This window comes from Salipiger marinus (assembly GCF_900100085.1).
Classification (GTDB): Bacteria; Pseudomonadota; Alphaproteobacteria; order Rhodobacterales; family Rhodobacteraceae; genus Salipiger; species Salipiger marinus.
Genome location: NZ_FNEJ01000021.1, coordinates 55,822 through 69,624, shown reverse-complemented (window position 1 = coordinate 69,624; position 13,803 = coordinate 55,822). Strand labels below are relative to the sequence as shown.

The window sequence follows — 13,803 nt, the reverse complement described above, 5'->3', positions numbered from 1 at the left end:
CTGCCCCCCGGACCCCCCGGGAGTTTACCGGGCAAGATGAAGCTGGAGGCGACGCGCTGGAGCGGGCCTAGCGATAGGCCAGCAGCATGCCGTCGCGGCTGATGACGTAGAGCGTGCCATTGGCGATGACGGGCCGCGTGGTGGCGCCGCCGGGGATCGGGGCGCTGGCCAGCAGCGCGCCGCTGACCGGATCGAAGCTGCGCAGCGCGCCATCCGAAGAGGCGACGATCAGCCGCCCGCCCGCCAGCACCGGCCCGTGATTGACGAAGGCCGCGTCGCGGCGGCGCTGCGGCTTGCGGACCGGCACATATCCCGGCAGGTCCACCGCCCAGATCTGTTCGCCCGTGGCGGCGTCAAGCCGGACCAGCCGGTTTTCATCCGAGACGAGGAAGACCGAATCGCCCGCGGGCCAGACCGGGTCCAGCGCGCCCATGCGCGCGGTCCAGAGCCGCTCGCCGCTGCCCGCCTCCAGCGCCACAAGGCGGCCGGACTGGTTGCCCGCATAGATGCGGTTGCCCGCGATCAGCGGATCGCCGGTGATGTCGGTGACGGTGGCGCGGGCCACGCCGGTGCGGCGGCCCACCACATCCGCGCTCCAGATCCGCAGGCCGCCCTGCCGCAGCGCGGCCTGCACCGCGCCCGAGCCGAAGGCGAAGACCACCAGCCGGTCATCCACCGCAGGCGCGGGCGCGCCTGCCATGTTGTTCAGATCCTCGGGGTTCTCGATCTGCCAGCGGATGCGGCCGGTTTCGGCCTCCAGCGTCCAGCCGATGGAATCCGACGAGGTGAGATAGACCAGACCGTCGCGCACGGTGGGGGCGCCGGTGGCGGTGCCGCCCAGCTGCTGCACCCAGATCTCGGCGCCGGTGGCGGGATCAAGCGCGCTGACCCGGCCAAAGCCCGAGGCGACATAAAGCCGGCCCTCGGCCACGGCGAGCCCGCCGCCCTGCGCCTGTTCGGCCTGATCGCGCGAGGGCACCATGGATTTCTGCCACAGCACCTGCCCCGACAGCGACAGCGCGCTGAGCTGATGCGCGGAATCAAGCGTGAAGATGCGGCCCCCCGCCACCACCGGATCGACGTTCAGCCGGGCGCGGCGGGTGTCGCCCTGCCCGATCTTCACCGCCATGACCTGCTGCAGCGCGGTGCCGAGGCTGGCGTGATCGGTGCGCGCGAAGGGCGAGACCGGGCTCTGCGCGCTGTCGGGGGCGGCCTGCGGCGCGACCAGCGCCAGCGGCAGCGCGCGGTTGGCGGGGTCGGACGCCTCGGCCAGAGCCGGATCCAGCACCTCGCGCGGGCCAAAACGCTCGCCGGGGAGGATGGCGTCGGGCTCCGCACAGGCGGTCAGCACGGCAAGCGCCAGAAGCGCCGCGGTGGATGTGGTGATGCGCAAGGTCCTGTCCCCGTTCCTGCCTGTCGTCGTCGCGGTCTGGCCCATCTGCGGAGCTCAGCCCGCAGTTTCGGGCGTGCCGCCGAGCGCCACAATCAACTGAGACGCGCGCTGGCGCAAGCCCGCGGTCGTCTCGGCATCGTTCTGGATCGCCTGCAGGCGGCTGATCGCCGCCTCGGTCTCGCCCGCCTCGATGTCGAGCAGGGCAAGCTGTTCCTCTGCCAGCAGCCGCAGCGGCTTGCCGGGCACCGCCATCGCCTCCAGCCGCAGGCGGCGGTCCTCGGGCGTCAGCGCGTCGCCCGCGCCGCTGACCGCCTTGAAGGCGGCGATGTCGCGGTAGATCTCGGCCAGATCGCCATTGGCGGCGGTCTGTTCCAGCAGGGCGGCGGCGGCGGCCTCGTCCCCGGCGCCGGAAAGCTCCGCAGCGGCCAGCAGGTCGCGCAGCGCGGCGGCGGCGGCATCGGGCGCTGTCACCTGCTGCACCGCCTCGGCCCGGGCGGCGGGCGCCTCGGCGGCGAGCGCGGTGCTGAGCGCGCTGCCGAAGTCCTGGGCACGCGCCCGGTCCTGGGCTGCGTCATATTCGCGCCATGCGGCCCCGCCCACCAGCGCCACCACGGCAACCACCCCGATCCAGCCATAGCGGCGCATCGCCGTGAAGAGCCGGTCGCGCCGGACCTCTTCGGTCACTTCGTCGATGAAACTGTCGCTGTTGCTCACGGGGGGCCTGCCTTTTCTCGTCCAGTCTTGCCCCCTCTTACCCCGGCAGGCAGGGCCTGCCAAGGCCGGACCCCCCTGCGGCACCAGAGCCGGTGCCCCTGCGAGAGCCGCCTTGAACGGCAGACCTATCCGGGATAAAACTGAACCGGAAAGTTCAGTCGTCCGTAGCCTTGTGCGATAGATGCGGCTGACCCTTTCCGCAGACCCTCGGGGGCGGCTGCAACGCACAGTCACGGGAAGGCCAAAATGCGACCTGTTTCCATCCTGACAGCACTTCTTGTTTCCGCAGCCCTTTACGCCATCGTGCTGGACCGCGAGCGGCTGCTGGACTGGGCCCGCGCCATCGCTCCGGCGCAGGCCGAGGCTCCGGCGGCGGCGGCGCAGGCCGAGGCGGTGCCGGATGTGCCCGAGGACGGCACCGTGGCGGTGATGGCGCAGCATTCCGTGGCCGAGGAAATCGACGATGCGGTGATCCTGCGCGGCGAAACGCGCGCCCTGCGCGAGGTGGAGGTGCGGGCCGAAAGCTCGGGCCGGGTGATCTCGGCGCCGCTGCCCAAGGGCAGCGAGGTCGAGGCCGGGCAGATCCTGTGCGAGCTTGATCCCGGCACCACCGAGGCCGGTCTGGCCGAAGCCCGCGCCCGGCTGGCCGAGGCAGAAGCACAGCGCCCGCTGGTCGAGGCGCGGCTGCCCGAGGCGCGGGCCCTGCTGGCACAGGCGCAGGCGCAGCTGGAAGAGGCGCGGATCAACCTGACGGCGGCGGACGAGCTGTCGCGCGGCGGCTATGCCTCGCGCACCCGGCTGGCGGCGGCGGAGGCGGCGCAGCGCATGGCAGAGGCGGGCGTCAGCAGCGCCGAGGCGGGGCTGGAGGCGGCGAAATCCGGGGCCGACACGCTGGAGGCGCAGATCCGCACCGCTGCCGCAGCGGTGGCGCGGGCCGAAGCCGCGGTGGCCGACCTGCGGATCGCAGCACCTTTTGCCGGGGTGCTGGAAAGCGATACGGCGGAACTGGGGTCGCTGATGGCGGTGGGAAGCCCCTGCGCCACCATCCTGCAGCTCGATCCGATCCGGCTGGTGGGCTATGTGCCCGAGGCCGATGTGGGCCGGGTGGCGCTGGGGGCCCGGGCGGGCGCGCGGCTGACCGGGGGCGAGACGGTGGTGGGCGAGGTCACTTTCGTGTCGCGCCGCGCCGACGAGACCACGCGCACCTTCCGCGTCGACATCACCCTGCCCAATCCCGACCAGCACCTGCGCGCGGGCCAGACGGCGGAGATCGCCATCGAGGCCGAGGGCGCGCTGGCGCATCTGATCCCGCAAAGCGCGCTGACGCTGGATGATGACGGGCGCATCGGCATCCGCAGCGTGGCCGGGGACGGCACCGCGCGGTTCCTGCCGGTGCAGGTGCTGCGCGACACCCGTGCCGGGGTCTGGGCCGGGGGGCTGCCCGAAACCGTGGACGTGATCACCGTGGGGCAGGAATATGTCACCGACGGCGTGCCGCTGCGCCCGAGCTTCGAGCAGGTGGTGCAATGACCGGGCTTGTCGACTGGGCCGCCGCGCGCGCCCGCATGGTGATGGCCTTCGTGCTGCTGTCCATCGTGGCGGGGGGCTGGGCCTATCTGACCCTGCCCAAGGAGGGCGAGCCGGATATCGAGATCCCGGCGCTCTTTGTATCGGTGCCCTTTCCCGGCATTTCCGCCGAGGATGCCGAAACGCTGCTGGTCAAGCCGATGGAAACCGAACTGGCCGATATCGACGGGCTGAAGACGCTGAGCGGTGTCGCCTCCGAAGGCTATGCGGGCGTGGCGCTGGAGTTCGAATTCGGCTGGAACCGCACCGAGACCATGGCCGAGGTGCGCGACGCCATGACCAAGGCCGAGGCGGATTTCCCCGACGGGGCAGAGCAGTATTCCATCAACGAGATCAACTTTTCCGAATTTCCCATCCTGATCGTGTCGCTGACCGGTCCGGTGCCGGAACGCACCATGGCGCGGGTCGCCAAGGATCTGCAGGACCGGCTGGAGGCCATCGATTCGGTGCTGGAGGCGGGCATCGCGGGCAATCGCGACGAGATGCTGGAGGTGGTGATCGACCCGCTGAAGCTGGAAAGCTACAACGTGACGGCGGGCGAGCTGATCAGTGTCGTGCAGAACAACAACCTGCTGGTGGCGGCGGGCGAGGTCACCAGCGATCAGGGCGCGTTTTCGGTCAAGATCCCCTCAAGCTTCGACGAGCCGCAGGATGTCTATGCCCTGCCGGTGAAGGTGAACGGCGACCGGGTGGTGACGCTGGGCGATCTGGCCGAGATCCGCCTGACCTTCGAGGACCGGACCGGCACCGCGCGCTTCAACGGCGATCCGGCGGTGGCGCTGCAGGTGGTCAAGCGCAAGGGCTTCAACCTGATCGACACCGCCGCCACCGTGCGCGCCACGGTGGAGGAGGCCCGCGCGGGCTGGCCTGCGGAACTGCGCGCCTCGGTGGTGCCGGTGGCGTCCAACGACCAGTCGCGCATCGTCAATTCGATGGTGGAACAGCTGGAAGGCGCGGTGCTGACCGCCATCGCGCTGGTGATGATCGTGGTTCTGGCAAGCCTTGGCACCCGTGCGGCGCTGCTGGTGGGCTTTGCCATCCCCACCTCTTTCCTGCTGTGTTTCCTGCTGCTGGCGGGCATGGGCATCACCATTTCCAACATCGTGATGTTCGGGCTGATCCTTGCCGTGGGCATGCTGGTGGATGGCGCCATCGTCGTGGTGGAATATGCCGATACCCGCATCTCCGAAGGCACCGGCCCCATGCATGCCTATGTGGAGGCGGCCAAGCGCATGTTCTGGCCGGTGGTCAGTTCCACCGCCACCACGCTCTGCGCCTTTCTGCCGATGCTGTTCTGGCCGGGGGTGGCGGGGCAGTTCATGGGCATGCTGCCGGTCACGCTGATCTTCGTGCTGTCGGCCTCGCTGGTGGTGGCGCTGATCTATCTGCCGGTGCTGGGCGGGGTGTCGGGCCGGTTCTCGCGCAGGCTTGGCCATGCCGGGGACGCGCTGCGCCGCGCCGTGCCGGTCTGGCCGCTGCGCGCGCTTCTGGTGCTGGTGGCGCTGGCGGGGATGTTCGCGGGCGCCATGCTGGTGCTGAACCCGGCGTTTTTTGGCCCGCCCCTGATCGAAGGGCGCGGCGCCCGCCTGCCCGGCGTCGCGGTGTTTCTGGTCTTTGCCGTCATGGCCTCGATCACGCTGGATGCCGCGCGCATCGAACGCCGCCGCACCCGGATCCGCACCCGCAGCGGGCGCACGCCTTTCGGCCATGTGATCGAGCTGGTGGCGGGCAATCCGGTGATGCCGCTGGTGACCATCGGCGCGGTGATCTTCTTCGTGGTCTCCGTCTTTGGCTATTACGGCCAGAACAACAACGGCACCGAGTTCTTTGCCGAAAGCGAGCCGGAGCAGGCGATCGTCTATGTCCGGGCGCGGGGCAACCTGTCGCTGGTGGAAAAGGACGCGCTGGTGCGGCGGGCCGAAACCATCGTGCTGGCCCATCCCGGGGTGGACACCGCCTTTGCCTTTGCCGGGGATGGCGGGCTGTCCTCCAACACCGGCGGCGCGCAGCCGCCCACCGACACCATCGGCCAGATCCAGCTGGAAATCGTGCCATGGGAAAACCGCCGCAACCGCCCCGATCTGGACGGCGATCTGGTGCTGGCGGAACTTTCTGACCAGCTTGCCACCATCCCCGGCGTGATGACCGAAATCCTGAACCTTGCCATGGGCCCTGCCTCGGCCAAGCCAGTGCATCTGCGGCTCAAATCCGACAACTGGGAGGCGCTGCAGGCCGCCACGGCGCAGGTCCGGGCGCAGTTCGATGCCATGCCGGGGCTGCGCCTGATCGAGGACACCCGCCCCCTGCCCGGCATCGACTGGCAGATCGACGTGGATGTGGAACAGGCGGGCCGCTACGGCGCCGATGTGGCGACGGTGGGCGCCATGGTGCAGCTGGTGACGCGGGGCGTCCTGCTCGACACCATGCGCGTGCCAAGTTCCGACGAGGAAATCGACATCCCCGTGCGCTTCCCCGAGGAATATCGCGTGCTGTCGACGCTGGACACGCTCAGGGTGCGCACCCCGGACGGGCTGGTGCCGCTGTCCAACTTCGTCACCCGCCAGCCGGTGCCCAAGCTGGCCGAAATCAACCGCGTCGACCGCAAGCGCCATTTCGACATCAAGGCCGGGGTGACCGATGGTCTGGTCAAGGTCATGGCCGGGGATGCGGTGCTGGCCTATGCCACCGAATCCCCCGAGGGCGATCTGACCCGGGGCGAGACCACCTATGCCGTGACCCGGCTGGAGCCGGGGGTGGACCGCGCCGCCCTCGCCGCAGACGGGGTGACGGTGGTGCCGGTCAATGCGAATGAACGCATCGCCACCCTGACCGGCTGGCTGGAGGACAATCCCCTGCCCGCGGGCGTCGACTGGGAATGGACCGGCGATCAGGAGGAAGAGGCGGAAAGTCAGGCCTTCCTCATGCAGGCCTTTGCCGCCGCACTTGCGCTCATGTTCATCATCCTGCTGGCGCAGTTCAACAGCATTTACAACGCGGTGCTGGTGCTGCTGGCGGTGGTGCTGTCCACGGCGGGGGTGTTTCTGGGCATCCTCGTGCTGGACCAGACCTTTTCCATCATCATGTCGGGCACGGGCGTCGTGGCGCTGGCGGGGATCGTGGTGAACAACAACATCGTGCTGATCGACACCTATCAGGACTATTCCCGCTACATGCCCCGGATCGAGGCGATCATCCGCACCGCAGAGGACCGGCTGCGCCCGGTGCTGCTGACCACCATCACCACCATCGCGGGGCTGTTCCCGATGATGATCGGGCTCAGCCTCGATTTCTTCGGCGGCGGCTATACGGTGGATGCGCCGACCTCGCTGTGGTGGAAGCCGCTGGCGGCGGCGGTGGTGTTTGGCCTCTCGGTGGCGACGGTGCTGACGCTGGTCTTCACCCCCGCCATGCTGGCGCTGCGGGTCTGGCTTGCCACCTATGCGCATTGGCTGGCCCGGCTGCTGGCGCGCCTGTCCTTCGGACGCGGCAGCCGGGCGGCGCGGGACTGGGCCCTGCAGCGCGCGGCGCGCAAGCTGAAGGCCCCGCTGATCCTGTGGGACGAGCTTGACGCGCCCGCACAGGTCCAGCCCTCGGCAGAGCCGCGCGCCACCCCGCCGCTGCGCGCCGCCGAATAGGCGGCCCGGCCCCGCGGCGGGGCCGGGCCGCCCGGCGGGCGCAGTATCCCCGGCACAGCGGGCGTGGTATGGCCCCGGCATGAAGAAATACGGCCGCACCTTTCATCTGCCGATGTCGCCGGGCGCGACCAGCGACGACAAGATCATGCCGTCGCTGCAGGGGCTCATGGCACCGGATCTTGTCGTCACGGAAAAGATGGACGGCGAGAACACCACCCTCCATTCCCGCGGCTGTCATGCGCGCAGCCCCGACAGCCGGTATCATCCGTCGCGGGACTGGCTCAAAGCCTTTGCGGCGGGGATTTTTCCGCAGCTGGCGGAGGACGAGCGCATCATCGGGGAAAACCTTTTTGCCCGGCACGCCATCGCCTATGACGCGCTGCCTTCCTACTTTCTGGGCTTCGCATGGATCATCGGGGACCAGATCCAGCCTTGGGATCAGACGCGGGCCCGGTTCGAGTCGCTGGCGATCCAGCCCGTGCCAACGCTTTATCGTGGCCCCTACCGCCCGGGACTGTTCGAGGATCTGGCCCTGTCGCTGGATCAGCACCGGCAGGAGGGGTTCGTGGCCCGCACCGCAGAGGGGTTTTCGGAGTCCGCCATGCCGGAGCGGGTCGGGAAATATGTCAGGCAGGGGCATGTCCAGACAGAGCTTCACTGGATGCAGGCCGAGCTGATCCGGAACCAGCTGGCCGGATCCTGACAGGCCGGGCTCCACAGTGCTGCATTTTTCCCTGACGATGCGGACCCGCGCCATGAGGCGCGGCGCCTAGCGCGCAGAGTCTCTGGAAAAGGCGCCGGGGGACAGACCTTCGCGCCGCGCAAAGGCCAGGCCAAAGGCGCTGGCGGATCCGTAGCCGATCCGCCGGGCGATTTCCGCATTGGTCACCCCGCCCTGCCGCAGCAGGGTCTTGGCAATCGCCATGCGCCAGTCCGTCAGATAGTCCATGGGCGCGCGCCCGATCTCGCGGCGGAACCGGTCAAAGAACCCCGAGCGGGACAGGCCCGCCTCTTTTGCCAGCCGTGCCACGGAGATGTCGCCCGCCGCATCCGCGTGGATGCGCTGCAGCGCGGCGGCGAGCTGCGGATCGGACATGCCGCGCAGCAGGCCCGGCGGCATGTCCACCCCCGGCCCCGACCGCAGCGCCTCGATCAGCAGCACCTCCAGCAGCCGCTCGAGGACCAGCCTGCGCCCGGGACGGTCGGCGCGGGTTTCCTCGTGGATCACCGGCACAAGCGCCATCAGGCGGTCATGGCCAGAGACATGGATCATCTCGGGCAGCAACGACACCAGCAGATCGCGCGCAGGCGCTGCAAACCGGCAATGGCCGACCAGCGCCCGCATGTCGATGTCGGCAGCCACCGGACCCAGACGGAACCGTCCCGGCCCCGTTTCCAGCGGCAGGCGCGGCACCTGCGGCGGCGGCGGCACAGCGCTGGTCATGGTAAATCCGTGCAGATCCGGGATCAGGACAAAATCACCGGCTTGCAGCGTCACGGCGGCCCGCCCCGTCACCTGCAGGCGGCAGCATCCCTCGACAATCGCGCAATAAAACGGGCTGGCCGCATCGCGCCGCTCCACCTGCCATGCCCCGCCGCCCTCGACCATCTTGGAGATGGAGACCGACGGCCGGAGCAGCGCGACCACGCTGGACAGGGGATCTTCGCAATCATCGGGCATGATTCTGGACTTTTGATGGATGATTATGGATATTCGTTTATATTATGATCGCCATACCCCGTCTATCTCTTTGTCATCACGGACAAGGAGACCCCACATGCCCCGCATCCTCATCACCGGCTGTTCCTCTGGCTTCGGTCAGGCCATCGCCAGACATTTCCACAGCCAAGGCTGGGAGGTTGTCGCCACGATGCGCACCCCCTCCCCCAGCGGGCTGCCCGTCTCCGACAGGCTGACCGTGCTGCCGCTTGACGTGACCGATGCGGACAGCATCGCCGCCGCCATCGCCAAGGCTGGCCCGCTTGACGCGCTGGTGAACAATGCCGGTGTCGGCATGCTCAACGTTCTGGAAGGCTCGGACATCGCGCGGGCCCGCGACGTCTTCGAGACCAACGTGCTGGGCGCCATGGCCGTCACCCGCGCCGTCATGCCCGGGATGCGCGCGATGCGCCGTGGCGTGATCGTCAACATCAGCTCCAGCGTGACGATCCGCCCGCTGCCCGCGCTGTCGGTCTACACGGCCAGCAAGGCCGCGCTGAACGCCTTTACCGAAAGCTTCGCGCTGGAGGCTGCGGAATTCGGCATCCGCGCCCGGCTCGTGCTGCCCGGAAGTTCGCCGGAAACATCCTTCGCCCGGAACGGCATTTCCCGCATGGGGATGACCGTGCCCGAGCCTTACGAAAGCTTCGTGCAGGAGTTCTTCACCAGCCTCCGGTCCTCCCCCGAGAAGACCACGACCCGCGAGGTCGTGGAGGCCGTGTGGCGGGCCGTCACGGAGGATACCGCGCCGATGCGGCAGGCGGCGGGCGCGGATGCGCGGCGCGCCCTGCGGGAGATGGGTCTGGCGGAGGTCTGAGCTGCCGAAGCGGGGCGCTGGCCCCGCCAATGTCGTGGCGCCTGTGGCGGCGTCTGCGCCGCGCTCCGGAGGTCCGGCACGCAAAAGGCCCGGCGTTTGCCGGGCCTTGAGTGGCGGTGCCCCTGAGGGAAAGGGTCGCCGTCAGTCTGCTGCGGGCGGGGTGCCGGTGCCTGCCTCGGTGTCGCTCGGCGTGGTTTCGGTGCCGGTGACGGTGGGCGCGTCTTCCGCCGGAACCTCGCTCTGTTCGGTGGTGGCCGGATCGGCCACGGGCTCCGTCTCGGGGGTGGTGTCGGTCATCGCATAGGCCAGCCAGATGACGAACAGCACCGCCACAACGGCAAGCCCGCCCCAGATCCCCCAGAGCGGACCCTTGTGGCGGCGCTTCTGTCGGTCCAGATTGGTGTCGGGTGCAGACATGGCATTTCCTCTCGGCAGGTTCCGGCCGGGGGGCCGGGATATGGGTTGGGCGGCGGCAGCGCCGCATCTTCTTCATGCCTCAACGTCCGCATCGCCAATCCGGTTCCGGATCACAGCTTTCGACGAAGGACAGCAGGATGAAAGACGCGCAGGCCCAGACCATTTACCTTCGGGATTACACGCCCTTCGGCTGGACGGTGGAGAGCGTCCACCTGACCTTCGTTCTGGCGCCGGAGGCGACGCGGGTGCGGTCGCGCCTGCGCTTCGTGCCCGACCCCAAGGCCCCCGCGCAGGAGTTTTTCCTGCAGGGCGAGGATCTGACCCCGATCAGCTTTGCCATCGACGGCGCCCCCGTCACCCCCGAGATCACCCCGGAAGGCCTGCGGGCCAAGGTGCCCGACGGCCCCTTCACCTTCGAGGCGGAGGTGGAGATCGCGCCGCTGCACAACACCGCGCTGGAGGGGCTTTACATGTCGCGCGGCATGTATTGCACCCAGTGCGAGGCCGAGGGCTTTCGCAAGATCACCTTCTATCCCGACCGGCCCGACGTGATGTCGGTCTTTACCGTGCGCATCGAAGGCGGCGAGCCGGTGAAGCTGTCCAACGGCAATCCGGTGGGCGCGGGCGAAGGCTGGGCCGAATGGCACGATCCGTGGCCCAAGCCCGCCTATCTGTTTGCGCTGGTGGCGGGCGATCTGGTGGCGCAGTCCGACAGCTTCACCACCCGGTCGGGGCGCGAGGTGGCGCTGAACCTCTGGGTGCGCGAGGGCGATCTGCACAAATGCGCCTTTGGCATGGAAGCGCTGAAAAGCTCCATGGACTGGGACGAGCGCGTCTATGGCCGCGAATACGATCTGGACGTGTTCAACATCGTCGCCGTGGATGATTTCAACATGGGCGCGATGGAGAACAAGGGGCTGAACATCTTCAACTCCTCCGCCGTGCTGGCCAGCCCCGAAACCGCCACCGATGCCAATTTTGAACGGATCGAAGGCATCATCGCGCATGAATATTTCCACAACTGGACCGGCAACCGCATCACCTGCCGCGACTGGTTCCAGCTGTGCCTGAAGGAAGGGCTGACGGTGTTCCGCGACGCGCAGTTCACCTCTGACATGCGCTCGGCGGAGGTGAAGCGGATCGTCGACGTGATCGACCTGCGCGCCCGCCAGTTCGCCGAGGATCAGGGGCCGCTCGCCCATCCGGTGCGGCCCGAAAGCTTTCAGGAGATCAACAACTTCTACACCGCCACCGTCTATGAAAAGGGCGCCGAGGTCATCGGCATGCTCAAGCTCTTGGTCGGCGACGACGCCTATTCCCGCGCGCTGGATCTGTATTTCGCCCGCCATGACGGGCAGGCCTGCACCATCGAGGACTGGCTGCGCGTCTTCGAGGAGGTGACGGCGCGGGATCTGTCGCAGTTCAAGCTGTGGTATGCGCAGGCGGGCACGCCACGGCTGGCCGTGGCCGAGGACTGGCAGGACGGCACCTATACGCTGACCCTGCGCCAGACCACGCCGCCCACCCCCGGCCAGCCCGACAAGGCGCCGCTGGTGATCCCGGTGGCGCTGGGTCTGCTGTCGCCCGACGGGCACGAGGTGCTGCCCACCACGGTGCTGGAACTGACCGAGGCCGAGCAGAGCTTCGTCTTTCCCGGGCTTGCGGCGCGGCCCGTGCCCTCGCTGCTGCGCGGCTTTTCCGCCCCCGTGGTGCTGGAGCGCGAGAGCAGCCGCGAAGAGCGGGTGTTCCTGCTGGCCCATGACACCGATACCTTCACCCGCTGGGAGGCGAACCGCGATCTGGCCCGCGCCTGCCTGCTGGCCATGGTGACCGACGGGGCCGACCCCGATGCCGCATGGCTCGACGGGCTGGAGACGGTGCTGCGCGACGCCTCGCTTGATCCCGCCTATCGCGCGCTGATGCTGGGCGTGCCCACGCAGTCCGATCTGGCGCAGGCGCTGCATGACCGCGGCGTGACCCCGGATCCGGAGGCGATCTGGGCCGCGACCGAACGGCTGCGCGACGCCCGCGCCACCCGCTGGGCGGAGCTTCTGCCGCAGCTGGCCGATGAGGCACGGGTGGAGGCGCCCTATCGCCCCGATGCCGCGCAGTCCGGCAGGCGCAGCCTTGGCTCTGCCGTGCTGGCGCTGACCACCCGGGTGGATGGCGGCAGCGCCGCCGAGGCGCAGTATGACCGCGCCGACAACATGACCCTGCAGCTGTCGGCGCTGGCCTGTCTGGTGCAGGCCGGGCGCGGCGCCGAGGCGCTGGCGCGGTTCCGCGCGCAGTGGCAGGACGACCGGCTGGTGATGGACAAATGGTTCGGGCTGCAGATCGCCGCCTCCGACCCCACCGAGACGGTGGCGGTGACCGAGGCGCTGACCCGCGATCCGGATTTCGACTGGACCAATCCCAACCGCTTCCGCGCGGTGTTCGGCGCGCTGGCCGGGCATCACGCCGGGTTCCACCGCGCCGATGGGGCGGGCTATGACCTGCTGGCGGACTGGCTGATCCGGCTCGACGACAAGAACCCGCAGACCACGGCGCGGATGTGCGCGGCCTATCAGAGCTGGCGGCGCTATGATCCGGACCGGCAGGCCAAGATGCGCGCCGCACTGGACCGGATCGCGGCCAAGCCCGGCCTGTCGCGGGACGTGACCGAAATGGTCACGCGGCTGATCGCATGAGCCGGCTGCTTCTGGTCACCGGCGCCAGTGCCGGCATTGGTGCTGCCACCGCGCGGCTCGCCCCCTCCCGCGGCTGGTCGCGGGTGGTGGTGCATTACGGACGCGACCACGCGGGCGCCGAGGCCGTGGCCGCCGATCTGCGCGCTGCGGGCGCCGAGGCTTTGGTGGTGCAGGCCGACATCGCCGATCCCGCCGCCATCGCCGCGATGATGGCGCAGGTTGCGGCGCAGGCGCCGGGGCCGCTTGATCTGGTGAACAACGCGGGCATCGTGTCGCCCACCGGATCGCTGGCGGATCTGACGCCGGAGCGGGTGCGGCGGGTGTTCGAGGTCAATGTCTTTGGCGCCATCGAAATGGCGCGGGCGGCGGTGGCCTATATGCGCGCCCATGACGGCGGCGGCATCGTCAACCTGTCTTCGGTGGCGGCCCGGCTGGGCTCGGCCCGGCAATATATGGACTATGCCGCCACCAAGGGCGCCATCGACAGCTTCACGCTGGGGCTGGCGGATGAACTGGCCGCCGAGGGCATCCGCGTCAACGCGGTGCGTCCGGGGCTGATCGAGACGGCGATCCATGCCAAGGGCGGCGAGCCCGTCCGCATGACCCGCATCGGTCATACCGCGCCGCTGGGCCGCCCCGGCAGTGCCGAGGAGGTGGCGGAGGCGATCCTGTGGCTGCTGTCGGACCGGGCGGGCTATGTCACCCGCACGCTGCTGGATGTGGGCGGCGGGCGCTGAGGCCGAGGTGCGGGGGAAAAGGGGGCTCTGCCCCCGCCGCCCTCCGGGCGGCTCCCCCGGGATATTTGGGGTCAGAAGAGGCGGCGGGGTCTGGGG

General features: G+C 69.2%; 10 protein-coding genes. 6 read left to right on the top strand and 4 right to left on the bottom strand.

Going from position 1 to position 13,803, the window contains the following annotated elements; genetic code table 11:
* Positions 1-67 precede the first annotated feature (67 nt).
* Complete coding sequence (locus BLR51_RS20045) at positions 68-1,393, bottom strand: PQQ-binding-like beta-propeller repeat protein (RefSeq protein ID WP_089850327.1); 1,326 nt, start codon at positions 1,391-1,393, stop codon at positions 68-70.
* Between the two features lie 54 nt (positions 1,394-1,447).
* Positions 1,448-2,107 carry a tetratricopeptide repeat protein gene (locus tag BLR51_RS20040; protein ID WP_089850325.1) on the bottom strand — a complete coding sequence of 220 codons (660 nt, stop codon included), beginning with the start codon at positions 2,105-2,107 and terminating at the stop codon, positions 1,448-1,450.
* A gap of 246 nt (positions 2,108-2,353) precedes the next feature.
* Here BLR51_RS20040 and BLR51_RS20035 point away from each other — a divergent pair, with 246 nt between their 5' ends.
* From BLR51_RS20035 to BLR51_RS20025, 3 genes are all read left to right on the top strand, one after another.
* Entirely contained in the window at positions 2,354-3,637 is a 1,284-nt protein-coding gene (locus BLR51_RS20035) for an efflux RND transporter periplasmic adaptor subunit (RefSeq protein WP_089850323.1), read from the top strand.
* The gene (locus tag BLR51_RS20030) at positions 3,634-7,329 is read left to right on the top strand and encodes an efflux RND transporter permease subunit (protein WP_089850321.1); all 3,696 of its coding nucleotides are present in this window, start codon (positions 3,634-3,636) and stop codon (positions 7,327-7,329) included. The genes BLR51_RS20035 and BLR51_RS20030 overlap by 4 nt, the downstream gene beginning before the upstream one ends.
* A gap of 79 nt (positions 7,330-7,408) precedes the next feature.
* Positions 7,409-8,032: an RNA ligase family protein gene (locus BLR51_RS20025; RefSeq protein WP_089850318.1), complete on the top strand. Its 624-nt coding sequence runs from the start codon at positions 7,409-7,411 to the stop codon at positions 8,030-8,032.
* A 66-nt stretch (positions 8,033-8,098) separates the two neighbouring features.
* On the opposite strand, the gene BLR51_RS20020 is transcribed toward BLR51_RS20025, so the two are convergent.
* Positions 8,099-9,010, bottom strand: a complete 912-nt coding sequence (locus BLR51_RS20020; RefSeq protein ID WP_089850316.1) for an AraC family transcriptional regulator — start codon at positions 9,008-9,010, stop codon at positions 8,099-8,101.
* Positions 9,011-9,107: 97 nt separating this feature from the next.
* Between BLR51_RS20020 and BLR51_RS20015 the strand changes: the two genes are divergently transcribed.
* Positions 9,108-9,866: an SDR family NAD(P)-dependent oxidoreductase gene (locus tag BLR51_RS20015; RefSeq protein WP_089850314.1), complete on the top strand. Its 759-nt coding sequence runs from the start codon at positions 9,108-9,110 to the stop codon at positions 9,864-9,866.
* A 141-nt stretch (positions 9,867-10,007) separates the two neighbouring features.
* Here BLR51_RS20015 and BLR51_RS20010 read toward each other — a convergent pair whose 3' ends face one another.
* Positions 10,008-10,283 (bottom strand): hypothetical protein, encoded by a 276-nt coding sequence (locus BLR51_RS20010; RefSeq protein WP_089850312.1) that lies wholly within the window; start codon positions 10,281-10,283, stop codon positions 10,008-10,010.
* Positions 10,284-10,420: 137 nt separating this feature from the next.
* On the opposite strand from BLR51_RS20010, the gene pepN reads away from it, so the two are divergent.
* Both pepN and BLR51_RS20000 read left to right on the top strand, forming a co-directional pair.
* The gene (gene pepN, locus BLR51_RS20005; RefSeq protein ID WP_089850309.1) at positions 10,421-12,970 is read left to right on the top strand and encodes an aminopeptidase N; all 2,550 of its coding nucleotides are present in this window, start codon (positions 10,421-10,423) and stop codon (positions 12,968-12,970) included.
* Positions 12,967-13,707 carry an SDR family oxidoreductase gene (locus tag BLR51_RS20000; protein WP_089850307.1) on the top strand — a complete coding sequence of 247 codons (741 nt, stop codon included), beginning with the start codon at positions 12,967-12,969 and terminating at the stop codon, positions 13,705-13,707. Before pepN ends, BLR51_RS20000 begins: the two co-directional genes overlap by 4 nt.
* The last annotated feature ends 96 nt before the right edge of the window (positions 13,708-13,803 follow it).

Bases quoted from the DNA above. Each gene is read 5' to 3' on its own strand.
- BLR51_RS20015 (WP_089850314.1), top strand. From the start codon at position 9,108: ATGCCCCGCATCCTCATCACCGGCTGTTCCTCTGGCTTCGGTCAGGCC.
- BLR51_RS20035 (WP_089850323.1), top strand. From the start codon at position 2,354: ATGCGACCTGTTTCCATCCTGACAGCACTTCTTGTTTCCGCAGCCCTT.
- BLR51_RS20000 (WP_089850307.1), top strand. From the start codon at position 12,967: ATGAGCCGGCTGCTTCTGGTCACCGGCGCCAGTGCCGGCATTGGTGCT.
- BLR51_RS20025 (WP_089850318.1), top strand. From the start codon at position 7,409: ATGAAGAAATACGGCCGCACCTTTCATCTGCCGATGTCGCCGGGCGCG.
- BLR51_RS20020 (WP_089850316.1), bottom strand. From the start codon at position 9,010: ATGCCCGATGATTGCGAAGATCCCCTGTCCAGCGTGGTCGCGCTGCTC.
- pepN (WP_089850309.1), top strand. From the start codon at position 10,421: ATGAAAGACGCGCAGGCCCAGACCATTTACCTTCGGGATTACACGCCC.
- BLR51_RS20030 (WP_089850321.1), top strand. From the start codon at position 3,634: ATGACCGGGCTTGTCGACTGGGCCGCCGCGCGCGCCCGCATGGTGATG.
- BLR51_RS20010 (WP_089850312.1), bottom strand. From the start codon at position 10,283: ATGTCTGCACCCGACACCAATCTGGACCGACAGAAGCGCCGCCACAAG.